The following is a 21479-nucleotide window of genomic DNA, read 5'->3' on the forward strand; positions in this document are numbered from 1 at the left end:
CATTATATACTTCCGCCATCCAAACGGAAACGACACCGCTTGCCGGCTTCGGCCTTGGCAACACCCACATCGGATATCCCATGCAAGTCAAGAACCCCATCCTCGGCCTCTGCCAGAAAGCCAAATTCGCCCTCAGCGCAGCCAAGGTCGAACAATGTCCGGACGACCAGGGTTACGAGGTGGCTTTCGCCGGTCGCTCCAACGCCGGCAAGTCCAGCGCCCTCAATACCCTGACTCATGCCAGCCTGGCGCGCACCTCGAAGACCCCAGGGCGCACCCAGCTGTTGAATTTCTTCAGTCTGGACGATGAACGGCGTTTGGTCGACCTGCCGGGTTACGGATATGCAAAAGTCCCGATCCCGCTCAAGCAGCACTGGCAGCGCCACCTGGAGGCCTACCTGGGCAGCCGCGAGTGCCTGCGTGGCGTCATCCTGATGATGGACGTGCGTCACCCCATGACCGACTTCGACAAGATGATGCTCGACTGGGCAAAGGCCAGCGGCATGCCGATGCACATTCTGCTGACCAAGGCCGACAAACTGACCCACGGTGCCGGCAAGAACACCTTGCTCAAGGTGCAGTCGGAAATTCGCAAGGGTTGGGGCGACGGTGTGACCATCCAGCTGTTCTCGGCGCCCAAGCGCCTGGGAGTCGAGGATGCCTACCGCGTGCTGGCGGATTGGATGGAGCTCGAAGACAAGCCAACTGCCTGAAGTGAGCACAACCACCCTGCAGGAGCGGGCCCACCCGCTCCTGCAGGTGTGTACCGGCTGGTCAAATTCCGGGCAAAAAAAACCCCGGACTTCATATGGGGAGGGGGAAGTCTGGGGTTCAAGTCCGGACCGCTAGGGCGGGGTCCGGGTATCTGCCAACACTTAACACAACATAGGAGCATCGAAAGGCTTCACCAGCCATTCAGTTACTCTGAGCCCCGTTTCACCGATTTAGTTCCGAAGCCCTCAAAACTATTTGCGATAGTTTCATGAAACTTCAGAACCAGAGGCCCGAGGCCTGCTTCGGATCCGCGGCACACATCCCCGATCCTACACAGCTTTTCCAGCGTAATCAGTGAGCTTCGTCCCAATTCGAGCCCACGCCTACCTCTACCAGCAGCGGAACATCCAGCTGCGCGGCATTGCTCATTTGCGTGCGAATTTCATCTTTCACCTGCTCGACCAGACCCTCTTTCACTTCGAGTACCAGTTCGTCGTGAACCTGCAGGATCACACGGGCATCCAGATTGCTCTGGGTGAGCCAGTTGTCCACATTCACCATCGCCCGCTTGATGATATCGGCTGCGGTGCCCTGCATCGGCGCGTTGATCGCCGTGCGTTCGGCGCCTTTGCGCAAGGCTGGGTTCTTGGCGTTGATGTCCGGCAGGTACAGGCGGCGTCCGAACAGGGTCTCGACGAAGCCTTGCTCGGCCGCCTGGGCACGCGTGCGCTCCATGTAGGCCAGCACACCGGGGTAGCGGGCGAAATAACGGTCAATGTAGTCCTGTGACTGCTTGCGATCGACACCGATCTGCTTGGCCAGTCCAAAGGCGCTCATACCGTAGATCAAGCCGAAGTTGATGGCCTTGGCGCTGCGGCGCTGGTCCGTGGTGACCGCCTCGAGTGCCACACCGAAGACTTCGGCGGCAGTCGCACGGTGGACATCGAGGTTGTTGCGGAAGGCATGCAGCAGGCCTTCGTCCTTGGCCAGGTGAGCCATGATGCGCAGCTCGATCTGCGAGTAGTCCGCCGCCAGCAGCTTGTAACCGGGGCTGGCAATGAAGGCCTGACGAATGCGTCGGCCTTCGGCCGTGCGGATCGGGATGTTCTGCAGGTTCGGGTCGCTGGACGACAGGCGCCCGGTCGCGGCCACGGCTTGCTGGTACGAGGTGTGGATGCGCCCAGTACGCGGGTTGATCTGCCCTGGAAGCTTGTCGGTGTAGGTGCTCTTGAGTTTACTCAGGGTGCGGTACTGCATCAGTACTTCGGGCAGCGGGTAACCCTGCTCGGCCAGTTCATCGAGCACCGCTTCAGCGGTGGAAGGCTGCCCTTTGGCAGTCTTGCTCAGCACGGGCATGCCCAGCTTGTCGTACAGGATGGCACCCAGCTGCTTGGGCGAACCCAGGTTGAACTCCTCGCCAGCCAACTCGAAGGCGCGGCGCTCCAGCTCGGCCATTTTCACACCCAGCTCGCCACTTTGGATCTTCAGCAGTTCGGCATCGACCAATGCCCCCTGGCGCTCGATCTTGGCCAGCACCGGCACCAGCGGCATCTCGATGTCCATCAGAACCGGCTGCACGCTCGGGGTCTTGGCCAGGCGCGCCTGCAGCGCCTGGTGCAGACGCAAGGTGATATCGGCGTCCTCGGCAGCATAGGGGCCGGCCTTTTCCAGGGGAATCTGGTTGAAGGTCAGCTGCTTGGCACCCTTGCCCGCAATCTGCTCGAAGGTAATGGTGGTGTGATCGAGGTATTTCTGCGCCAGGCTGTCCATGTCGTGACGGGTGGCAGTGGAATCCAGCACGTAGGATTCGAGCATGGTGTCATAGGCGACGCCACGCATCTGAATGGCCAGCTCGCAATTGGCGAGAATATTGATGTCGTACTTGGCGTTCTGACCGACCTTGGCCTTGCCTGGGTCTTCCAGCAAAGGCTTGAGCGCCTTCAACACTTGCTCGCGGTCCAGCTGCGTCGGGGCCCCTTCGTAGTCGTGGGCCAGCGGCACATAGGCCGCCTCATGGGGCTCGACTGCGAACGACAGGCCCACCAACTGTGCCTGCTGTGCATCCAGGCTGGTGGTTTCGGTGTCGAAGGCAAACAGCTGGGCCTGGCGCAGCTTCTCAAGCCAGGCATCGAAGCGAGCCTGGTCGAGGATGGTTTCGTATTTAGGTTCAACCTTGGCCGCCGGTGCCTCGACCGGTTCAAGGGCTTCACCGGCCTGGCTGGCGTCACGCTGGACCTCGGCGATCCAGCTCTTGAATTCCATTTCGGTGTACAGCGCCAGCAGCGCCTCGCGGTCGGGTTCGCCGCAGACCAGGTCATCGACGTCGATTTCCAGCGCCACGTCGACCTTGATGGTGGCCAACTCATACGACAGAAACGCGGCATCGCGATGCTCTTCGAGCTTGGCTGGCAGGGTCTTGGCACCACGGATCGGCAGGGCCGCCACCTTGTCGAGGTTGGCGTACAGGTCGCTCAGACCACCGCCGATCCCTGTCAGCAGGCCGACCGCCGTCTTTTCGCCCACGCCCGGCACGCCGGGGATGTTGTCGACCTTGTCGCCCATCAGGGCAAGGAAGTCGATGATGTGCTCGGGCCCGACACCGAACTTTTCGCGCACGCCCGCCACGTCCAGCACGCTCCCGGTCATGGTGTTCACCAGTGTGACGTGCCCGTCGACCAACTGCGCCATGTCCTTGTCACCGGTCGAGATGATCACCGGCCGGCCAGCGGTGGCACTGCTGCGAGCCAGGGTGCCGATCACGTCGTCGGCTTCGACGCCTTCGACGCACAACAGGGGGTAGCCCAGGGCCTTCACACTGGCGTGCAGCGGTTCGACCTGTACCCGCAAATCGTCGGGCATGCTTGGCCGGTTGGCCTTGTACTCGGCGAACATCGCATCGCGGAACGTGCCGCCCTTGGCGTCGAACACCACGGCGAACAGGCTGTCTGGATATTGCTTGCGCAGGCTCTTGAGCATGTTCAGCACACCCTTGACCGCGCCGGTTGGCATGCCCTTGGACGTGGTCAGCGGCGGCAGCGCGTGAAAGGCGCGGTAGAGATAGGAGGAACCGTCCACCAGGACGAGGGGCACTTGGCTCATGAGGAGAATCAACCTTTTCGGCGGGTCCGGCGCTAGAATAGCCAGATCAATGACGACAAAGGGACAAGGTTATCATGCGTACACCCATTCGCCTGTTACTGCTCGGCCTGTTGGCAACCACGCCGGTCGTCACCCTGGCGGCGGACGACGCCCCATCGGCAGATCCCGATGTGACCATTCGCACGGAAGGCGACAAAACCATCCAGGAATATCGGCAAAACGGCTTCCTGTATGCGATCAAGGTCACGCCGAAGAACGGCAAGCCTTACTTTCTGGTACGCGCCGACGGCTCCGAAGGCAATTTCATTCGTTCCGACCAGCCGGACATGCTGATTCCGTCCTGGAAGATCTTCGAGTGGTAATCTGACGCGCACCGTTCACATCAACCTGGCACTTCCCGGCGGAAGTGCCCGCATGGGCAACTCTTCATCATGTCAGTCTTCACCCCCGTGACCCGGCCTGAGCTGGAAACCTTTCTGGCGCCCTACGAGCTGGGCCGTTTGCTCGATTTCCAGGGCATTGCCGCCGGTACCGAGAACAGCAACTTCTTCGTCAGCCTCGAACAGGGGGAGTTCGTCCTGACATTGGTCGAACGGGGCCCGGTCGAGGACATGCCGTTCTTCATCGAGCTGCTCGATGTTCTGCACGAAGCAGACATGCCGGTGCCCTATGCACTGCGCGACCGCGACGACAACGCCCTGCGCGAACTGTGCGGCAAGCCGGCCCTGCTGCAACCACGGTTGTCGGGCAAGCACATCAAGGCGCCCAACAACCAGCATTGCGCTCAGGTGGGCGAACTGCTCGCGCACATTCACCTCGCCACCCGCGAGCGCATCATCGAGCGCCGTACCGACCGCGGCCTGGACTGGATGCTGCAATCGGGTGCCGAGCTGTTGCCGCGTCTCACCGCCGGGCAGGCTGCGCTGCTACAGCCGGCACTGGACGAGATCACCGCGCACAGGGCGCAGATCCTGGCCTTGCCCCGGGCCAACCTGCATGCCGACCTGTTCCGCGACAACGTGATGTTCGAAGGCACCCACCTGACCGGTGTGATCGACTTCTACAACGCCTGCTCGGGCCCGATGCTGTATGACATCGCCATCACCGTGAACGACTGGTGCCTGGATGAGCACGGCGCCATCGATGTGCCCCGCGCCCAGGCGCTGCTGGCGGCCTATGCGGCGCTGCGACCGTTCACGGCGGCGGAAGCTGAGCTGTGGCCAGAGATGTTGCGAGTCGGCTGCGTGCGGTTCTGGCTGTCGCGACTGATCGCGGCCGAGTCGTTCGCCGGCATGGACGTGATGATCCATGACCCGAGCGAGTTCGAGGTGCGTCTGGCGCAGCGTCAGCAGGTGGCGTTGCACCTGCCGTTCGCGCTCTAGGCCGCGCCTGCCTCTTGGTGGGTAAACCCGCTCCTGCACTAAAGCGATAACCTGGGGGTTTTCGCTAGCGCCGTGGGAGCGGGTTTACCCGCGAAGCGGTCGGAACAGGCTTACAACTGTTCCAGACACCCCGCCAGATCAGCACCCAATTTCTCCAGCAGCCGCTCATAGCCCCCGGCATCCACCAGGTCGGTGCCACCCAGGGCATCCAGCTCGGCCAGGCGCACCGGCAACCCTGCCGTCAGGGTCTCGGCCAACCGCGGCCGCAGCGGTGGCTCACTGAAGACACAGGTCTTGCCCACTTCCTGCAGGCGCTTGCGCATGGCGGCCACATGTTGCGCGCCAGGCTGCACCTCGGCAGCGACAGTGAACACTCCGGCGTGTTTCAGACCGTAAGAGGCCTCGAAGTAGTCGAAGGCTTCGTGGAACACGAAGTACGGCTTGTTGGCGATACCCGATACCCGCGCCTTGATACGCGCATCCAAGGCATCCAGACGTTCGACGAAAGCTTTCAGGTTGCCCTGGTAGCGCGCCGCGTTGGAAGGATCGACCGACGCCAGGTCGGCGGCCATCTTCGTCGCGATCACCCGGGCGTTGACCGACGACAGCCACAAATGCGCATCCAGGCTACCCGGCCGGTGATCGTGATCATGGTCGTCGTGGTCTTCTTCCTCATGGGAATGGCTATCCTCGCCGAAGTGACGAAGGCTCATGCCCGGCAGCGACTGAACCGCGACCGTGGGCTTGCTGCGGCTGCCCAGCACCCGTGGCAGGAAGCTCTCCATGTCCGGCCCGATCCAGTACAACAGGTCAGCATCGCCCACACGCCGCATGTCGGAGGGGCGTAGGGCATAGTGGTGCGGCGAGGCGCCCGGCGGCAGCAGCACATCGGGCGTACCTACGCCGTCCTGCACGGCGGCGGCAATCTGCTGCAGCGGCTTGATACTGGTGAGCACCCGCACGTCGGCGTGCGCCGAACAGGCGAGGAAAGCGACAAAAAGCACAAGGAATCGGGACACGATGAATACTCGACTCGTCAGAAACAGGTAACATAATAACGTCTCCATCCAGAACCGTCGCTGCCCATGTCCATTACGCCGCTGGCTCACCGTCCCCACGATCACTCCCATTGCGTACACAGCGCACTGGCTGAGGCCGACGCCCTGTGCACGCGCCAGGGCCTGCGCCTGACCGCTCTGCGCCGTCGCGTACTGGAGCTGGTCTGGCAGAGCCACAAGCCGTTGGGCGCCTATGACATCCTTGCCGTGCTCAGCGAGCAGGATGGGCGCCGCGCCGCGCCCCCTACCGTGTACCGGGCACTGGACTTCCTGCTCGAAAACGGCCTGGTCCATCGCATCGCATCGCTCAACGCCTTCATCGGTTGCAGTCACCCTGAACATGCGCACCAAGGCCAGTTCCTGATCTGCCGGGTATGTCATGTAGCCATCGAGCTGGAGCAGGACAGCATCAGCGACGCCATCATCGCCAGTGCCAAGGACGTAGGTTTCAGCGTCGAAACCCAGACCGTCGAGATCGTCGGCCTGTGCGGCAACTGCCGGAGCGCGGCATGAGCGATGCACTGATCCGCCTTGAGCAGGTCGGCGTCACTTTCGGTGGCGAGGCAGTGCTCGACAGCATCGACCTGTCGGTCTCCCCTGGGCAGATCGTCACGCTGATCGGCCCCAACGGCGCCGGCAAGACCACGCTGGTACGCGCCGTGCTCGGCCTGCTCAAGCCGCACCGCGGTACGGTATGGCGCAAACCGCGCCTGCGCATCGGCTACATGCCGCAGAAAATCCAGGTGGACGCCACGCTGCCACTTTCGGTACTGCGCTTCCTGCGACTGGTACCGGGTGTCGACCGTGCGGCTGCTTTGTCGGCCTTGCAGGAAGTGGGCGCCGAACAGGTCATCGACAGCCCGATCCAGACCATCTCCGGGGGTGAGATGCAACGCGTGCTGCTGGCCCGCGCACTGCTGCGCGAACCTGAGCTGCTGGTACTGGATGAGCCGGTGCAGGGCGTCGACGTGGTCGGGCAGACCGAGCTGTACAACCTGATCACTCGCCTGCGCGACCGCCATGGCTGCGGCGTGCTGATGGTGTCGCACGACCTGCACCTGGTGATGAGCGCCACCGACCAGGTGGTTTGCCTGAACCGCCATGTGTGCTGCTCCGGCCACCCCGAGCAGGTCAGCAACGACCCGGCGTTCGTCGAGCTGTTCGGCCAGAACGCGCCAAGCCTGGCCATCTACCATCACCACCACGATCACAGCCATGACCTGCATGGCTCGGTGATCGCCCCTGGCACCCATGTTCACGGAGAGCACTGCAAGCATGGCTGATTTTCTTCTGTATGCCCTGCTTGCGGGCCTTTCCCTGGCGCTGGTGGCCGGCCCACTGGGTTCCTTCGTGGTCTGGCGGCGCATGGCCTACTTCGGCGATACGCTGTCCCACGCGGCCCTGCTCGGCGTGGCACTGGGCTTCGCCCTGGATGTCAGCCCTGCGCTGGCAGTGACCGTGGGCTGCCTGCTGCTGGCGATCCTGCTGGTGACGCTGCAACAGCGCCAGCCGCTGGCCTCCGACACCCTGCTCGGCATCCTGGCCCCCAGCACCCTGTCGCTGGGCCTGGTGGCGCTCAGCTTCATGCACGATGTGCGCATCGACCTCATGGCCTATCTGTTCGGTGATTTGCTGGCCATCAGCACCACCGACCTGGCCTGGATCCTCGGTGGCAGCGCGCTGGTCCTGCTGCTGCTCGCAGCCTTGTGGCGCCCGCTGCTGGCGGTCACCGTGCACGAAGAGCTGGCCATGGTCGAAGGCTTGCCAGTGGCGAGCCTGCGCATGGCGCTGATGCTGCTAATTGCAGTGGTCATCGCCGTCGCCATGAAGATCGTCGGGGTGCTGTTGATCACATCGCTGCTGATCATTCCCGCCGCCGCGGCACAACGTCACGCCCGCTCCCCCGAGCAAATGGCCTTGGGTGCCAGCCTGCTGGGCGTCACCGCCGTGTGTGGCGGCCTGGCCCTGTCATGGTTCAAGGACACACCGGCCGGCCCGTCGATCGTGGTGTGCGCCGCAGTGCTATTCTTGCTGAGCCTGGCCTTGCCCAAGCGCTGAAAACCGGGGGGTGCGCAGGCATACCCTGCAACCTTTTCAAGGGTAAAGGGTCTGTAAGACCTGTTTTCGAGCGTATGCCCCTGGGTGTAGACTTGCTCGCTTTTTGCGCAAATAGAGAGTCGCAGGAATGAAGCCGTTCGCCTCCCGTTATCTGCTTGTTGCCGCGTTTTCGCTGTTCCTGGCTGCCTGTTCCAGCGCGCCGGTCGAACAGGCGGGTGCACCTGCCCAAGCCGATGCCTGGCAGCAATTGCAGCAAAGTATCACCAGCGATGAGCTGGCCACCGCCGAAGATCAGCTGGCGGCGCTGCAGACCCAGTCGCCCGACGACGCACGCCTGGAGCAATACCAGCGCCAGCTTGCCGAAGCCTACCTGCAGCGTAGCCAGATCGTCCTGCAGAAGGGCGACGTCAATGCTGCAGCCACCGCGCTGGCCCGTGCCCGGGCGCTGATGCCCCAGGCGCCAGCGGTGACCGGTGGCGATGCCGTTACCCAGGCACGCAAGGCCGAGCTGGAAAAAGCCGAGGCAGCGCTGAAGGCTGCCGAGGCCAAGCCCCAGGCGCGGGTGATCGACCCGGCTGCACCAAGCACCGTCGTTGCGCTGAAAACCACCGATATCCGGGCGATGCGACGCCAGCTCGACGAAATTGCCAAGGACGTGGTGAATTACCAGTGCGAGGTGGTGTTCCAGGTACCTCGGACCGAAGACGCGCCTTGGCTGAAGACACTGCTTGAGAAGCGCGTGCACAAGATCGACAGCGATTTCGAGCTCAAGCAGAAGCATGAAATCCGACGCTCGATGCGGGCACAGGTCGTTCTGGTCCCGCATCAGCAGTGACGATCAGGGCTGCGTTTGCAGCCCTCAGGCCGGCACACCCTCCGCGACGGCCTCTCGCTCCCATACCCGATGCCCTTCGACGGCTTTGACGAAGGCATTCATTACCGCCTGGTCATCTCCCAGCAGCAGCCCCCTGTCTTGCTTCAGGCCCAGGCTGCTTGCCAGATCCTTGGTCAGCACCATCGCCTTCAGATGCTTGTAACCCTCCAGCAGGAAATGCTTCGCCAAGCCGCTAGACGCCAGCGCCTTGACCGATTCGCTGCCGCCCGGAACGACTATCCCATCGAACATGATCGACGGCATACCCTCCATCGACGCGTCTACCGGTAACTGCTTGCCATCTGCCGTCTTCACCGGCGCGGAGCTCGGCCCCAGCAGCAGTGGACGGGCGCTCTCGGCCTCCAGCGCCTTGACCAGCGCGTCAACGCTAGCCGCATCCACCCCATCGGCCACCAGCAGCGCAATCTTGCGCCCCTTGATACCGACGTCACCAGGATGGTTCATCTGGCTCAGCGCCTCGGATTGCGCGAGTTTGCTTCCCTTGACCTTCACCGTGCCCTGCTTGGGCGCCGGCAACCCGAGGTTCGCTGCTACTGCAGCCGCCAGCTTCAGGTCGATGTTAGCCAGGATCTCGTTCACCTCACGCTGGCGGATGGTCTCTCGCTCCACCTTGCCCAACTCGAAGCTGTAGGCCTTGATGATGTGTTGCTGCTCAGTCGGGCTCATGCTCTGGAAAAACAGCCGCGCCTGGGAGAAATGGTCGCCGAACGATTCGCTGCGCTGGCGGATCTTGTGCGCGTCGATGCGCTCCTGATAGCTCTCGAAACCGCCGTCCTGCGCCGCAGGAGGCGTCTCCTTGGGCCAACCGCCGTCGATAGAGTTCGGCTCGTATGAGGCACGCCCCCTGTTGATGGTCATGCGGTGCATGCCATCGCGCTGGCCGTTGTGGTTCTGCGACATCGGGCAGTTGATCGGGATCTCATGGAAGTTCGGGCCACCCAGCCTGCTGATCTGAGTATCGGTGTAGGAAAACAGCCGGCCCTGCAGCAGCGGATCATTGCTGAAGTCGATACCCGGCACGATGTGCCCCGGACAGAAAGCCACTTGCTCGGTTTCGGCAAAGAAATTGTCCGGGTTGCGGTTGAGCACCATCTTGCCCAGCTTGGTGACTGGCACCAGTTCCTCGGGAATGATCTTGGTCGGATCGAGCAAGTCGAAGTCGAACTTGTGCTCATCGGCCTCAGGTACGATCTGCACACCCAGCTCCCACTCAGGGTAGTCACCGGTTTCGATCGCTTCCCACAAGTCGCGGCGATGGTAGTCGGTGTCTTTGCCCGCCAGCTTCTGTGCCTCATCCCATAGCAATGAATGCACGCCCTGGCGCGGCTTCCAGTGGAACTTGACGAAACTGGCCACGCCCTCGGCGTTGATCATGCGGAAAGTATGCACGCCAAAGCCTTCCATCATCCGCAGGCTGCGCGGAATGGCGCGATCGGACATGGTCCAGATGACCATGTGCGCCGATTCCGGCACCAGCGAAACGAAGTCCCAGAAGGTGTCATGGGCCGAGCCGCCCGTCGGTATCTCGTTGTGCGGTTCAGGCTTCACGGCATGCACGAAGTCAGGAAACTTGATCGCATCCTGAATGAAAAACACCGGCATATTGTTGCCAACAAGGTCGAAGTTGCCTTCATCGGTGTAGAACTTGACGGCGAAGCCGCGCACATCGCGCACCGTGTCTCCCGAGCCGCGTGGCCCTTGTACCGTGGAAAACCGTACGAACACCGGCGTGATCTTCTCCGGGTCCTGGAGGAAGCCAGCCTTGGTCAACTGGGCATGACAGCCGTAGCTCTGGAAGTAGCCATGGGCACCGGTACCCCGGGCGTGGACGATACGCTCAGGGATGCGTTCATGGTCGAAGTGGGTGATCTTCTCGCGCAGGATGAAGTCTTCGAGCAGCGATGGTCCGCGAGGGCCCGCCTTCAGGCTGTTCTGGTTATCGGCGATCTTCACGCCCTGGTTGGTGCGCAGCGCCTGCCCGGTGGCATCGCTGCGGCAGGACTCCAGCCGCTGCAGCTTGGCGTTGGTGTTGGCCCGGTCAGGGGTATCGGTGCCGGCGACTTCACTGTGCTTGGGCGCGTCGTTCTTCTTGGTGGGCATGAGTCGGCTCTCCTCGTCAGTCTTCAGGCATGCCCTGTACGGGCTCGTTCAAGTAGTGACTAGGAAGCTTTGCCGAGCGTTCAATCAGGATTACCGGTTGTCGCGTTATGCCCGCTGGATTGGTGCATGACGAAATAAATGCTAAGAACAGCTATGGGAAAAGGCTAAAATGCGCGACCCCCGGCCAACCGCCGACACAAATTCCATGCGCCCCACAAGGTTCGCTACGTGATCGAGTTCCAAAATGTGCATAAGACCTACCGCGTCGCCGGTAGGGAAATCCCAGCTCTCAACCCGACCAGCCTGACCATCGAAAACGGCCAGGTATTCGGCCTGATTGGCCACTCCGGTGCGGGCAAGAGCACCATGCTGCGCCTGATCAATCGCCTCGAGGAGCCCTCGGGCGGCAAGATCATCGTCGACGGCGAAGATGTCACCGCCTTCAATGCCAACCAGCTACGCGGTTTTCGTCAGCAGGTCGGGATGATTTTCCAGCACTTCAACTTGCTGGCATCCAAGACCGTGGCCGACAACGTGGCGCTGCCACTGACCCTGGCCGGCGAGCTGTCGCGCAGCGAGATCGACAAGCGCGTCAGCGAACTGCTGGCCCGCGTTGGCCTGCAGGACCATGCCAGGAAGTACCCGGCACAGCTGTCTGGCGGTCAGAAGCAGCGCGTCGGCATCGCCCGTGCCTTGTCCACCAACCCAAAAATCCTCCTATGCGACGAGGCCACCAGCGCCCTCGACCCACAGACCACGGCCTCGGTGCTGCAGCTGCTGGCCGAGATCAACCGCGAGCTGAACCTGACCATCGTGCTGATCACCCACGAAATGGACGTGATCCGCCGGGTGTGCGACCGCGTTGCGGTCATGGATGCCGGCCATATCGTCGAGCAGGGCTCGGTGGCCGAAGTATTTCTGCATCCGCAACACCCGACCACCAAGCGCTTCGTGCAGGAAGACGAACACGTCGATGAAAGCGAGCAGCGTGACGACTTCGCCCACGTGCCAGGCCGCATCGTGCGCCTGACATTCCAGGGCGATGCGACCTACGCACCGCTGTTGGGCACCGTGGCCCGTGAGACCGGGGTCGACTACAGCATCCTCGCTGGACGTATCGACCGCATCAAGGATGTCCCCTATGGACAGCTGACCCTGGCCGTCACCGGCGGCGACATGGAGGCGGCGTTCGACCGCTTCAAGGCAGCTGACGTACATATGGAGGTACTGCGTTGATGGACGCGCTCAATTTCTTCGCCAACGTCGACTGGGCCGAAATCTGGCTGGCCACCGTCGATACCATGATCATGCTGTTCGGCTCGCTGTTCTTCACCGTGCTGCTAGGCCTGCCGCTGGGCGTACTGCTGTTCCTCTGCGGACCACGGCAGATGTTCGAGCAGAAGGGCGTCTATGCGCTGTTGTCGTTCGTCGTCAACGTGCTGCGTTCGCTGCCGTTCATCATTCTGTTGATCGTGATGATCCCGGTCACCGTGATGATCACTGGTACCTCGCTGGGTGTCGCGGGCGCCATCCCGCCGCTGGTGGTAGGCTGCACGCCGTTCTTCGCACGCCTGGTCGAAACGGCCCTGCGCGAAGTGGACCGTGGCATCATCGAAGCCACCCAGTCGATGGGCGCCACCACCCGCCAGATCATCACCAACGCGTTGCTGCCAGAGGCCCGTCCGGGCATCTTCGCAGCCATCACCGTTACTGCCATCACCCTGGTGTCCTACACCGCCATGGCGGGTGTGGTGGGTGCCGGCGGCCTGGGCGACCTGGCGATCCGCTTCGGCTACCAGCGTTTCCAGACCGACGTGATGATCGTTACCGTCGTGCTGCTGCTGATTCTGGTTCAAGTCCTGCAAAGCGTGGGCGACAAACTGGTCGTGCATTTTTCCCGTAAGTAACCCCAATGGGGTCGGCCAGGCCGACCCGTTCGGGGGCCGTCGCGGCCCTCACAAGGAGTGATCAATGAAGAAGCTGCTTGCTGTCGCTGCCGCCATCGCGGCCTTCTCGGCCCACGCCGACACCCTGACCGTTGCCGCCACCCCGGTGCCGCACGCCGAGATCCTCAAGTTCGTCCAGCCACAGCTGGCGAAGGAAGGCGTAGAGCTGAAGGTCAAGGAATTCACCGACTACATCCAGCCGAACGTGCAGGTCGCCGAGAAGCGCCTGGACGCCAACTTCTTCCAGCACCAGCCGTACCTGGATGAATTCAACAAGTCCAAGGGCACTCAGCTGGTCAGCGTTACCGGCGTGCACCTGGAGCCCTTGGGCGCCTACTCGACCAAGATCAAGAAGCTCGACGAGCTGTCCTCCGGTGCCACCGTGGTCATCCCCAACGACGCCACCAACGGCGGTCGTGCCCTGTTGCTGCTGGACAAGGCCGGTGTGATCAAGCTCAAGGACAACAAGAACATCCTGTCCACCGTCAAAGACATCACCGGTAACGACAAGGGCCTGAAGTTCCGTGAGCTCGAAGCAGCCACCATCCCCCGCGTACTGACCCAGGTCGACCTGGCGCTGATCAACACCAACTATGCGCTGGAAGCCAAGCTGAACCCGGAGAAGGATGCACTGGTCATCGAAGGCAGCGACTCGCCTTACGTGAACATTCTGGTGGCTCGTCCGGACAACAAGGACTCGGACGACATGAAGAAACTGGCTGCTGCGCTGCACTCGCCAGAGGTGAAGAAATTCATCGAAGAGAAGTACAAGGGTGCGGTGATTCCGGCGTTCTAAGCCGCAGATCTACACCCGCCTCTTCGCGGGCAAACCCGCTCCCACAGGTGAACCGCTGTGCTCCAGATCAGCGGAAAAGCTCTGGGAACGGGTTCACCCGCGGGGCTTTCAGGGCCTGGTTCAATCCCGCTTGACCAACCCCGGCAACTGCGCCACCAGCTTCTGGTTATTGAACGGCGCTCGAATGAACCCACGCTGACGCCCGTCCGGCCCGACGATTGCCAGGTTGCCACTGTGATCCACGGTATACCCAGGCTTGCTGGTATCGGCCGGAATGAAGGGAATGCTCAAGGCGTTGGCCAGTTTCTGGGTATCCTCGATCGACCCCGCGACCCCCACGAAGTCCTTGTCGAAATAGCCCAGGTACTGCTTGAGCTGGTTCGGCGTATCGCGGTTCGGGTCAACGCTCACCAGCATCACTTGCAGCCGGTCCACGGCCTCCTTGGGCAGTTCGCTCTTCACCTGGCGCAACTGGGCCAGGGTAGTAGGGCAGATGTCCGGGCAGTAGGTGTAGCCGAAGAACAGCAGCGACCACTTGCCCTTGAGGTCATCCAGCTTTACCGGCTGGCCGTCCTGATTGGTCATGGTCACGTCCGCCACCGTACGGCTCTGGGGCAGCAGGATAATGCCGGCGTCGATCAGCTCGGCAGGGTTGGGTTGGCTGCGGCCATTGAGCACCTTGTTGACGGTAAGGCCCAGGATCAGCGCGACCAGGGCGACGAGGATGAATACGGTTTTCTGGGTTCGAGTCATAGGTTCAGCAACAAGTAGTGGTCAACGAGCAACGCGATGAACAGTGCGAACAGGTAGCCGATAGAGTACTTGAACGTGCCGATCGCCGCGTGCGGCCGGCTGCCACGGTACAACACCCACGCCCAATGCAGAAAGCGCAGGCCGAGCAAAAGGGCACAAACCAGGTAGAGCAGGCCGCTCATGTGGATGGCGTAGGGCAACAGGGTAACCGCCAGCAGAATCAGGGTGTAGAGCAGGATATGCAGCTTGGTGTATCCCTCGCCGTGGGTTACCGGCAGCATCGGAATATCGGCCTTGGCGTATTCCTCCTTGCGGTGAATGGCCAACGCCCAGAAATGCGGGGGCGTCCAGGCAAAGATGATCAGCACCAGCAGCAGTGGCTCGGCGCTGATGTGGCCGCTGACCGCCACCCAGCCGAGCAACGGCGGTGCCGCGCCAGCCAACCCGCCGATGACGATGTTCTGTGGCGTGGCGCGCTTGAGAAAGCCGGTGTAGAGCACTGCATAACCCAACAATGAAGCCAGGGTCAGCCAGGCCGTGAGGGCGTTGGTGAAGACCAGCAGCGAAGCCATGCCCATCAGGGCCAACGCCAGCGCGAACAACAGCGCCGGCAGAGGCGCTACCCGGCCTTCGGCCAGTGGCCGCTTCTGGGTGCGTGCCATGAGTGCATCGATACGCCTGTCGACCACATGGTTGATGACCGCCGCACCACCGGCGCACAGGGCTATGCCCAAATTGCCGAACACCAGCACGCTCCAGGCCACACCCGCACGGGTGGCGAGAAACATGCCCACCAGCGAGGTGATCAGCATCAACACGACCACCTTGGGTTTGGTCAATTCCAGATAGTCGCGCCAACCGGCACGCGAGCGGTGTGCACTCAGAAGCGTCGCCACGAATCATTCCTCATAGGTTGCGAGAGGCCTACGCCTGGCACAGGCGTAAGACGCCAGCCATGACCGACGCGAACCTTGTCGACCACCCGAATGCGGTAGTTCACAAGCACCATGCTCAGCAACAACAGCGCGCCGCCTGCGTTATGTGCCACGGCGACGGCCAGGGGCAAATGGAACAGCACGTTGCTGATGCCCAACCCGACCTGCATCACCAATGCCAGGAGCACCAGGCGCGCCAACCGGCTCAGGCCACAGCGGTGAAGCTTCCAACTGAGCATCAGCAGGACACAGGTGACGATCATCGCGCCCAGTCGATGGCTGATATGAATGGCCGTGCGCGCATCGCTGTCCAGCTGCCCGCCGAGGTAGTTCGGACCGACATGTTGGGTCAGGTGGAAGCCATTGCTGAAGTCGGCTGACGGCCACCATTGCCCATGGCAGGTGGGCAAGTCGATACAGGCAACCGCGGCATAGTTGGCACTGACCCAACCACCCAAGGCGATCTGCCCAATCACCACCAGCAATGCCAAGGCAGCCACCCTGCGCAGGCTCAACGGCAGTTTTGGCAGTGGCGCAAATGCCCGGGATAGACGCAGCGACAACAGTAACAGCAGGCTCAACGTGGTAAAGCCCCCCAGCAGGTGCGCAGTGACCACCTGCGGCCACAACTTGAGAGTGACCGTCCACATCCCGAATGCCGCCTGGGCCAGGACCACCCCAAGCAGCAATACCGGCAAGCGGTAGGGCTGGCCATCACGCGCGTGACGGCGCACCGCCTGTAGGGCCAGGTAAGCGATCACCAGCGCCAAGGTACCGGCAAAGTAGCGATGGACCATTTCGGCCCAGCCTTTGGCCTCTTCCACTGGGTGTTCGGGAAAGTGCAATTCGGCATGGGCCAGCTGCGCTTCAGTCTTGGGAACGCTGATGAAGCCATAGCAGCCTGGCCAGTCCGGGCAACCGAGGCCTGCATGGGTGAGGCGGGTATAGGCACCGAGCAGGACGACCAGCAGTGCCAGCAGGGTGGCGAACACAGCGAGGCGGAATCCAGGTCTGGCCATGACAGGCTCCTAGCCGATGTTGGACAGCTTGAGCAGGTGACGCAGGTCGTCCAGCACATGCTTGCCGTTGACCTTGGCGTCATAGCGCAGCACCAGGTTGCCGTGAGGGTCGACGATCCACAGTTGCGGACCGGCCTCCTCCACTTTCTGCAGGTAGCGTTGAATATCCAGCGGGTAGCGCTGCAACTGGGGATATTCGCGACCCAGCAGGGCCTGATAGTCGGGGCTCAATGGCTGGGCGATGGCCAAGGCATGACTGGCACGGCTGGCGTCGCGACCAAGGCCGATCTGGATCTGCCGGGCCAGGTACACCAGTTTCTGACAATCGTCGGCGCAGGCCTGGGGCGTGCTGACCAGCAGCTGCCACCGTTCGTCCTGCGCAGTGATGCCGATGTCTGCAAGGCTCTCGCCATTGCCGATCATCACGCCGTGATAGCTGCGCCCCTCCGGCACCCAGAACTGCAGCTTGTACATGAAGGTGGCGAGCAGCATCGGCCCGAGCACCACCAGCAGGATCAGAATCAGCTGCAAACGCCCACGGGCTTTGGGTTTGCGGCCTTCAGGCACGTCCAGTGGACTGGTGGCGGCGGCCATGGTCGTTCTCCTTCTTGTTGTGCCAGCCAAAGTAGAGGTAAAGCAGCACCAGGGCGGTGGCCAGGGCGAACCACTGCACGGCATAGCCCTGGTGCTTTTCCGGGCCCATGGCGACCACCGGCCAGTCTGCACGGTAGCTGGCGGGGCCGGGCTGCAGGCGCAATTCATGGGCGAAACCTTCGCGGTCCAGCTGTTGCCACAGGAGGGCGGGGTCGACAGCGGTCAGCAGGTGAGGCCATTGACCGCCCTCCGGGTCGGGGTGAAGCTGGAAAGCACTGCCCGGCGCCACATAGACCGAAGCATCCAGCACCATGGATTGCGCAGGCGTCTCGAAGTGCACGGGTACACGGCGGTCGGGCCAGGGCAGCCAGCCGCGGTTGACCAACAGCCACAGCCCGCTGGCCTGGTCATGGAAGGGCTGGAGCAGCTCGATGCCTGCCTGGCCGTCGCGCATGCGGTTATCCAACAGCACACTGTGTTCGCCATCGAAGCGTCCAAAGAGGTGCACGCGTCGGTAAGCTACATCCTCAGCCAGCTGCAACTGAGCCGCGCCCACCGGGGCCTCCACCTGGCGCTGGGCATAGGTGTCCAGCAGGGCGCGTTTTTCCTGCGCGCGGCCGAGCTGCCAGCCGCCGAGCGAAATCAGCACCGGCAGCAGTGCAAGCACTACCAGGGTGGGCATCCAGCCTGGTCGAAACGGCCTCACAACGGCCTCATACGGTCGAGCGCTATACTTATCCACATCACCGCATCCCCCCGGAGTATCGTCATGCTCAAGGCCGCGATTGTCCTGATGCTGTTGGCCACGATTGCCAGCCTGTTCAGTGGCCTGGTGTTTCTGGTCAAGGACGATGAAAACTCGACCCGGCTGCTCAAGGCACTGACCGTTCGTGTCGCCCTGGCCGCCGTCACCGTGGGGCTGGTGGCCTGGGGCTTCATCAGTGGCCAGCTGGTTTCCAACGCCCCCTTCTGAAACACGTTGCATCTGCGGCTAAAGCCGGCTTGCCCGCAACCGCCCCTACAGCACGTAGACAAAGATGAACAGCCCGACCCACACCACATCGACGAAGTGCCAGTACCAACTGGCCGCCTCGAAACCGAAGTGTTTGTCCGGGTTGAAATGCCCGCGCAGGATACGCACGAGCATGACGATCAGAATGATCGTGCCAAGGGTAACGTGGGCACCGTGAAAGCCCGTGAGCATGAAGAAAGTCGCGCCGTAGATGCCAGAACCCAAGGTCAGCCCAAGCTTGGTGTAGGCCTCGTGATATTCGTACGCTTGCAGCGCGATGAAGCTGATGCCCAGGATGATGGTCAGCGCCATCCACAACTTCAGTGCCCCACGATGATCACGCCGCAAGGCGTGGTGGGCGATGGTGATGGTTACACTGGAACTGACCAGCAAGATGGTATTGATCAGCGGCAGGTGCCACGGGTCGATCACCTCCTTGGGCGGCGGAAAGAGTTTCGGGTCCGGGGTGTTGAGCAACGGCCAGGCGAACTCGAAGCTTGGCCACAGCATGTGGGCGATCCCCTTGTGTCCTTCGCCCCCCAGCCATGGGCCAGCCAGCACGCGCACGTAGAACAGCGCACCGAAGAAGGCCAGGAAGAACATCACTTCAGAGAAGATGAACCAACTCATGCCCCAGCGGAACGAGCGGTCCATCTGCGCGCTGTAGAGACCGGCATGGCTTTCCTTGACCACCGCGCCGAACCAGCCAAACAGCATGTAGGCCAGAAACAACGCACCGATGAAAAAGATCAGTGGCCCATGGGAATCGGGATGCCCGGCCTTGAGGTCATTGAACCAGGTGCCCAGGCCGAACATGGTGATGAACATGCCGATCGTCGCGATGATCGGCCACTTGCTCTGCGCCGGGACGTAATAGTGCTCGTGACTTGCCATTGCTGTTCTCCTTCCCTTAACGGGCGCCCTGGACGTCCTGGGTCGCGAGATGCGCGACCGGCGGGTGGCGAGCGGTGATGTCGAACAAGGTGTAGGCCAGTGTCAGGTGCTTCACGCTGGCCGGAAGGTCGCGATCGACGATGAAACGCACCGGCATCTCGATGCGTTCGCCGGGTTGCAGCACCTGCTGGGTGAAGCAGAAACATTCGGTCTTGTGGAAATACGCCGCCGCCTCGGCCGGGGTGATGCTGGGAACGGCCTGGGCGCTCATGGGCCGCTCCGTCGGGTTCCGCGCGATGAAAATCATCTGGTTCACCGCCCCTGGGTTGACGTCGATCTGGTCGGCCGTGGAATAGAAGTCCCAGACCATGTCACCGGCATTGGTCGACATGAACTGCACCCGCACGCTGCGCGACGGGTCGCTGAGCTGGGTGCCTTCGTACTGCCCGCCGGTCTTGCCATTGATGCCAAAGGCTTTGCACATCACGTCGTAGAGGGGCACCAGGGCAAAGCCGAACGCGAACATCACAACGGTCAGCATCAGCAGGCGCAGCACCAGGCGTTTGAGTGACAGGCCGTTCATGGGCACTTTCCTATTTCACTTCCGGTGGCGTCTGGAAGGTGTGGTAGGGCGCTGGCGAGGGGATCGACCATTCCAGGCCCTCGGCGCCATCCCAAGGCTTGGCCGGCGCAGGTGCGCCACCGCGGATGCACTTGATGACGATGAACAGGAAGAAGATCTGCGTCGCACCGAACATGAAGGCACCGATCGATGACACCATGTTGAAGTCGGCAAATTGCAGGTTGTAGTCGGGAATCCGCCGTGGCATGCCGGCCAAGCCAACGAAATGCATGGGGAAGAAAGCCAGGTTCATGCCGATGAACGACAACCAGAAGTGCAGCTTGCCCAGGGTTTCGTCGTACATGTGGCCAGTCCACTTGGGCAACCAGTAATAGGCAGAGGCAAAGATGCCGAAGATCGCCCCGGGTACCAGGACGTAGTGGAAATGCGCCACCACGAAGTACGTGTCGTGGTACTGGAAGTCAGCCGGTGCGATGGCCAGCATCAATCCTGAGAACCCGCCGATGGTGAACAGGATGACGAAGGCAATGGCGAACAGCATCGGCGTTTCGAAGGTCAACGAGCCCTCCCACATGGTGCTGACCCAGTTAAACACCTTGACCCCGGTGGGTACGGCGATGAGCATGGTGGCGTACATGAAGAACAGCTCGCCAACCACCGGGATGCCAACCACGAACATGTGGTGCGCCCAGACGATGAACGACAGGAAGGCAATCGCACCGGTGGCGTACACCATCGACGTGTAGCCGAACAGCGGCTTGCGCGAAAATGCCGGAATGATCGAGCTCACAGCGCCGAACGCCGGCAGGATCATGATGTACACCTCGGGGTGGCCGAAGAACCAGAACACATGCTGGAACAGTACCGGGTCACCGCCACCGGCGGCGCTGAAGAAGCTGGTGCCGAAGTGAATGTCCATCAGCATCATGGTCACCACGCCAGCCAGTACCGGCATCACCGCAATCAGCAGGAAAGCGGTGATCAGCCAGGTCCAGACGAACAGCGGCATCTTCATCAGGGTCATGCCGGGGGCACGCAGGTTGAGGATGGTGGCGATCACGTTGATCGCCCCCATGATCGAGCTGATACCCATCATGTGGATGGCGAAGATGAAAAACGTCACGCTGGCCGGCGCATAGGTGGTCGACAGCGGGGCGTAGAAGGTCCAGCCGAAGTTAGGCCCGCCGCCCGGGGTGAACAGGGTCGAGACCAGCAGCAGGAACGCCGCCGGCAGCAGCCAGAAGCTGAAGTTGTTCATCCGCGGCAGGGCCATGTCCGGTGCCCCGACCATCAGCGGGATCATCCAGTTGGCGAGTCCGACGAAGGCGGGCATCACGGCACCGAACACCATGATCAGGCCATGCATGGTGGTCATCTGGTTGAAGAAGGCCGGCTCCACGATCTGCAGTCCCGGCTGGAACAGCTCGGCGCGTATCACCATGGCGAACGAGCCGCCGAGCAGGAACATCATGAAGCTGAACCACAGGTACATCGTGCCGATGTCCTTGTGGTTGGTGGTCAGCACCCAGCGCATCAAGCCCTTGGCTGGGCCATGGGCATGTTCGTGGCCGTGGGCGTGGTCGTCGATCACTGCACTCATGTCCTGTCTCCTGCAACCCATTGATTGCCGCGAGTATCCCG

Annotated in this window: 22 protein-coding genes; 11 read left to right on the forward strand and 11 right to left on the reverse strand. The window is 62.1% G+C overall.

The genetic code is table 11. The features are described 5' to 3' along the window. Positions 1 to 80: 80 nt before the first annotated feature. A complete protein-coding gene (gene yihA, locus C4Q26_RS11165) occupies positions 81 to 713 on the forward strand; it encodes a ribosome biogenesis GTP-binding protein YihA/YsxC (protein WP_023378026.1) in 633 nt (210 codons plus the stop codon). 352 nt (positions 714 to 1065) lie between these two features. Here the strand turns inward: yihA and polA are convergent, their stop codons facing one another. After that, positions 1066 to 3813: a DNA polymerase I gene (gene polA / locus C4Q26_RS11170; protein ID WP_023378025.1), complete on the reverse strand. Its 2748-nt coding sequence runs from the start codon at positions 3811 to 3813 to the stop codon at positions 1066 to 1068. A gap of 74 nt (positions 3814 to 3887) precedes the next feature. On the opposite strand from polA, the gene C4Q26_RS11175 reads away from it, so the two are divergent. Together C4Q26_RS11175 and C4Q26_RS11180 are read left to right on the forward strand one after the other, a co-directional pair. Continuing rightward, a complete protein-coding gene (locus tag C4Q26_RS11175; RefSeq protein WP_023378024.1) occupies positions 3888 to 4175 on the forward strand; it encodes a DUF2782 domain-containing protein in 288 nt (95 codons plus the stop codon). A 69-nt stretch (positions 4176 to 4244) separates the two neighbouring features. Next, entirely contained in the window at positions 4245 to 5195 is a 951-nt protein-coding gene (locus C4Q26_RS11180) for a homoserine kinase (RefSeq protein WP_104883088.1), read from the forward strand. 110 nt (positions 5196 to 5305) lie between these two features. Here C4Q26_RS11180 and C4Q26_RS11185 read toward each other — a convergent pair whose 3' ends face one another. Continuing rightward, positions 5306 to 6262 carry a zinc ABC transporter substrate-binding protein gene (locus tag C4Q26_RS11185; RefSeq protein ID WP_049818686.1) on the reverse strand — a complete coding sequence of 319 codons (957 nt, stop codon included), beginning with the start codon at positions 6260 to 6262 and terminating at the stop codon, positions 5306 to 5308. 18 nt (positions 6263 to 6280) lie between these two features. On the opposite strand from C4Q26_RS11185, the gene zur reads away from it, so the two are divergent. The 4 genes from zur to C4Q26_RS11205 all read left to right on the forward strand — a co-directional run bounded on the left by zur (position 6281) and on the right by C4Q26_RS11205 (position 9146). Next, positions 6281 to 6766, forward strand: coding sequence for a zinc uptake transcriptional repressor Zur (gene zur / locus C4Q26_RS11190; RefSeq protein WP_023378021.1), 486 nt, complete (start codon positions 6281 to 6283; stop codon positions 6764 to 6766). After that, a complete protein-coding gene (gene znuC / locus C4Q26_RS11195) occupies positions 6763 to 7536 on the forward strand; it encodes a zinc ABC transporter ATP-binding protein ZnuC (protein ID WP_023378020.1) in 774 nt (257 codons plus the stop codon). Before zur ends, znuC begins: the two co-directional genes overlap by 4 nt. Next, complete coding sequence (gene znuB / locus C4Q26_RS11200) at positions 7529 to 8311, forward strand: zinc ABC transporter permease subunit ZnuB (protein ID WP_023378019.1); 783 nt, start codon at positions 7529 to 7531, stop codon at positions 8309 to 8311. Before znuC ends, znuB begins: the two co-directional genes overlap by 8 nt. A gap of 127 nt (positions 8312 to 8438) precedes the next feature. Then, positions 8439 to 9146: a PA5502 family lipoprotein gene (locus C4Q26_RS11205; RefSeq protein WP_023378018.1), complete on the forward strand. Its 708-nt coding sequence runs from the start codon at positions 8439 to 8441 to the stop codon at positions 9144 to 9146. 24 nt (positions 9147 to 9170) lie between these two features. Here C4Q26_RS11205 and katE read toward each other — a convergent pair whose 3' ends face one another. Next, a complete protein-coding gene (katE, locus tag C4Q26_RS11210) occupies positions 9171 to 11306 on the reverse strand; it encodes a catalase HPII (RefSeq protein WP_104883089.1) in 2136 nt (711 codons plus the stop codon). A gap of 228 nt (positions 11307 to 11534) precedes the next feature. Between katE and C4Q26_RS11215 the strand changes: the two genes are divergently transcribed. The 3 genes from C4Q26_RS11215 (at position 11535) to C4Q26_RS11225 (ending at position 14048) form a co-directional block, all read left to right on the forward strand. After that, positions 11535 to 12542 (forward strand): methionine ABC transporter ATP-binding protein, encoded by a 1008-nt coding sequence (locus C4Q26_RS11215; RefSeq protein WP_023378016.1) that lies wholly within the window; start codon positions 11535 to 11537, stop codon positions 12540 to 12542. After that, the gene (locus C4Q26_RS11220) at positions 12542 to 13213 is read left to right on the forward strand and encodes a methionine ABC transporter permease (protein ID WP_023378014.1); all 672 of its coding nucleotides are present in this window, start codon (positions 12542 to 12544) and stop codon (positions 13211 to 13213) included. Before C4Q26_RS11215 ends, C4Q26_RS11220 begins: the two co-directional genes overlap by 1 nt. Before the next feature lie 64 nt (positions 13214 to 13277). Continuing rightward, positions 13278 to 14048, forward strand: a complete 771-nt coding sequence (locus C4Q26_RS11225; RefSeq protein ID WP_023378012.1) for a MetQ/NlpA family ABC transporter substrate-binding protein — start codon at positions 13278 to 13280, stop codon at positions 14046 to 14048. A 120-nt stretch (positions 14049 to 14168) separates the two neighbouring features. On the opposite strand, the gene C4Q26_RS11230 is transcribed toward C4Q26_RS11225, so the two are convergent. From C4Q26_RS11230 to C4Q26_RS11250, 5 genes are read right to left on the reverse strand one after another with little or no spacing between them, the layout of a single operon-like run. Then, on the reverse strand, positions 14169 to 14801 hold the full coding sequence (locus tag C4Q26_RS11230) for an SCO family protein (protein WP_023378011.1): 633 nt from the start codon (positions 14799 to 14801) through the stop codon (positions 14169 to 14171). Further along, positions 14798 to 15697, reverse strand: a complete 900-nt coding sequence (gene cyoE, locus C4Q26_RS11235; protein ID WP_023378009.1) for a heme o synthase — start codon at positions 15695 to 15697, stop codon at positions 14798 to 14800. The genes C4Q26_RS11230 and cyoE overlap by 4 nt, the downstream gene beginning before the upstream one ends. Then, a complete protein-coding gene (locus C4Q26_RS11240) occupies positions 15682 to 16755 on the reverse strand; it encodes a heme A synthase (protein ID WP_104883090.1) in 1074 nt (357 codons plus the stop codon). Before C4Q26_RS11240 ends, cyoE begins: the two co-directional genes overlap by 16 nt. A 9-nt stretch (positions 16756 to 16764) precedes the next feature. After that, positions 16765 to 17349 (reverse strand): hypothetical protein, encoded by a 585-nt coding sequence (locus tag C4Q26_RS11245; RefSeq protein ID WP_023378006.1) that lies wholly within the window; start codon positions 17347 to 17349, stop codon positions 16765 to 16767. Further along, positions 17315 to 18055, reverse strand: coding sequence for an SURF1 family protein (locus tag C4Q26_RS11250; RefSeq protein WP_104883091.1), 741 nt, complete (start codon positions 18053 to 18055; stop codon positions 17315 to 17317). Before C4Q26_RS11250 ends, C4Q26_RS11245 begins: the two co-directional genes overlap by 35 nt. A 63-nt stretch (positions 18056 to 18118) precedes the next feature. On the opposite strand from C4Q26_RS11250, the gene C4Q26_RS11255 reads away from it, so the two are divergent. Then, positions 18119 to 18322, forward strand: a complete 204-nt coding sequence (locus C4Q26_RS11255; protein WP_023378002.1) for a twin transmembrane helix small protein — start codon at positions 18119 to 18121, stop codon at positions 18320 to 18322. A 45-nt stretch (positions 18323 to 18367) separates the two neighbouring features. Here the strand turns inward: C4Q26_RS11255 and C4Q26_RS11260 are convergent, their stop codons facing one another. From C4Q26_RS11260 to ctaD, 3 genes are read right to left on the reverse strand one after another with little or no spacing between them, the layout of a single operon-like run. After that, positions 18368 to 19255, reverse strand: coding sequence for a cytochrome c oxidase subunit 3 (locus C4Q26_RS11260; RefSeq protein ID WP_023378001.1), 888 nt, complete (start codon positions 19253 to 19255; stop codon positions 18368 to 18370). A 16-nt stretch (positions 19256 to 19271) separates the two neighbouring features. Further along, complete coding sequence (locus C4Q26_RS11265) at positions 19272 to 19838, reverse strand: cytochrome c oxidase assembly protein (protein ID WP_023378000.1); 567 nt, start codon at positions 19836 to 19838, stop codon at positions 19272 to 19274. Positions 19839 to 19848: 10 nt separating this feature from the next. Next, positions 19849 to 21438, reverse strand: a complete 1590-nt coding sequence (ctaD, locus tag C4Q26_RS11270) for a cytochrome c oxidase subunit I (RefSeq protein ID WP_023377999.1) — start codon at positions 21436 to 21438, stop codon at positions 19849 to 19851. Positions 21439 to 21479 lie beyond the last annotated feature (41 nt).

Source organism: Pseudomonas sp. SWI44, from assembly GCF_002947915.1.
Lineage (GTDB): Bacteria > Pseudomonadota > Gammaproteobacteria > Pseudomonadales > Pseudomonadaceae > Aquipseudomonas > Aquipseudomonas taiwanensis.

Bases quoted from the DNA above. Each gene is read 5' to 3' on its own strand.
- C4Q26_RS11240 (WP_104883090.1), bottom strand. From the start codon at position 16,755: ATGGCCAGACCTGGATTCCGCCTCGCTGTGTTCGCCACCCTGCTGGCA.
- C4Q26_RS11180 (WP_104883088.1), top strand. From the start codon at position 4,245: ATGTCAGTCTTCACCCCCGTGACCCGGCCTGAGCTGGAAACCTTTCTG.
- zur (WP_023378021.1), top strand. From the start codon at position 6,281: ATGTCCATTACGCCGCTGGCTCACCGTCCCCACGATCACTCCCATTGC.
- C4Q26_RS11205 (WP_023378018.1), top strand. From the start codon at position 8,439: ATGAAGCCGTTCGCCTCCCGTTATCTGCTTGTTGCCGCGTTTTCGCTG.
- yihA (WP_023378026.1), top strand. From the start codon at position 81: ATGCAAGTCAAGAACCCCATCCTCGGCCTCTGCCAGAAAGCCAAATTC.
- C4Q26_RS11225 (WP_023378012.1), top strand. From the start codon at position 13,278: ATGAAGAAGCTGCTTGCTGTCGCTGCCGCCATCGCGGCCTTCTCGGCC.
- katE (WP_104883089.1), bottom strand. From the start codon at position 11,306: ATGCCCACCAAGAAGAACGACGCGCCCAAGCACAGTGAAGTCGCCGGC.
- C4Q26_RS11255 (WP_023378002.1), top strand. From the start codon at position 18,119: ATGCTCAAGGCCGCGATTGTCCTGATGCTGTTGGCCACGATTGCCAGC.
- C4Q26_RS11265 (WP_023378000.1), bottom strand. From the start codon at position 19,838: ATGAACGGCCTGTCACTCAAACGCCTGGTGCTGCGCCTGCTGATGCTG.
- znuC (WP_023378020.1), top strand. From the start codon at position 6,763: ATGAGCGATGCACTGATCCGCCTTGAGCAGGTCGGCGTCACTTTCGGT.
- C4Q26_RS11230 (WP_023378011.1), bottom strand. From the start codon at position 14,801: ATGACTCGAACCCAGAAAACCGTATTCATCCTCGTCGCCCTGGTCGCG.
- C4Q26_RS11260 (WP_023378001.1), bottom strand. From the start codon at position 19,255: ATGGCAAGTCACGAGCACTATTACGTCCCGGCGCAGAGCAAGTGGCCG.
- C4Q26_RS11185 (WP_049818686.1), bottom strand. From the start codon at position 6,262: ATGGAGACGTTATTATGTTACCTGTTTCTGACGAGTCGAGTATTCATC.
- C4Q26_RS11245 (WP_023378006.1), bottom strand. From the start codon at position 17,349: ATGGCCGCCGCCACCAGTCCACTGGACGTGCCTGAAGGCCGCAAACCC.
- znuB (WP_023378019.1), top strand. From the start codon at position 7,529: ATGGCTGATTTTCTTCTGTATGCCCTGCTTGCGGGCCTTTCCCTGGCG.
- ctaD (WP_023377999.1), bottom strand. From the start codon at position 21,438: ATGAGTGCAGTGATCGACGACCACGCCCACGGCCACGAACATGCCCAT.
- C4Q26_RS11220 (WP_023378014.1), top strand. From the start codon at position 12,542: ATGGACGCGCTCAATTTCTTCGCCAACGTCGACTGGGCCGAAATCTGG.
- C4Q26_RS11175 (WP_023378024.1), top strand. From the start codon at position 3,888: ATGCGTACACCCATTCGCCTGTTACTGCTCGGCCTGTTGGCAACCACG.
- polA (WP_023378025.1), bottom strand. From the start codon at position 3,813: ATGAGCCAAGTGCCCCTCGTCCTGGTGGACGGTTCCTCCTATCTCTAC.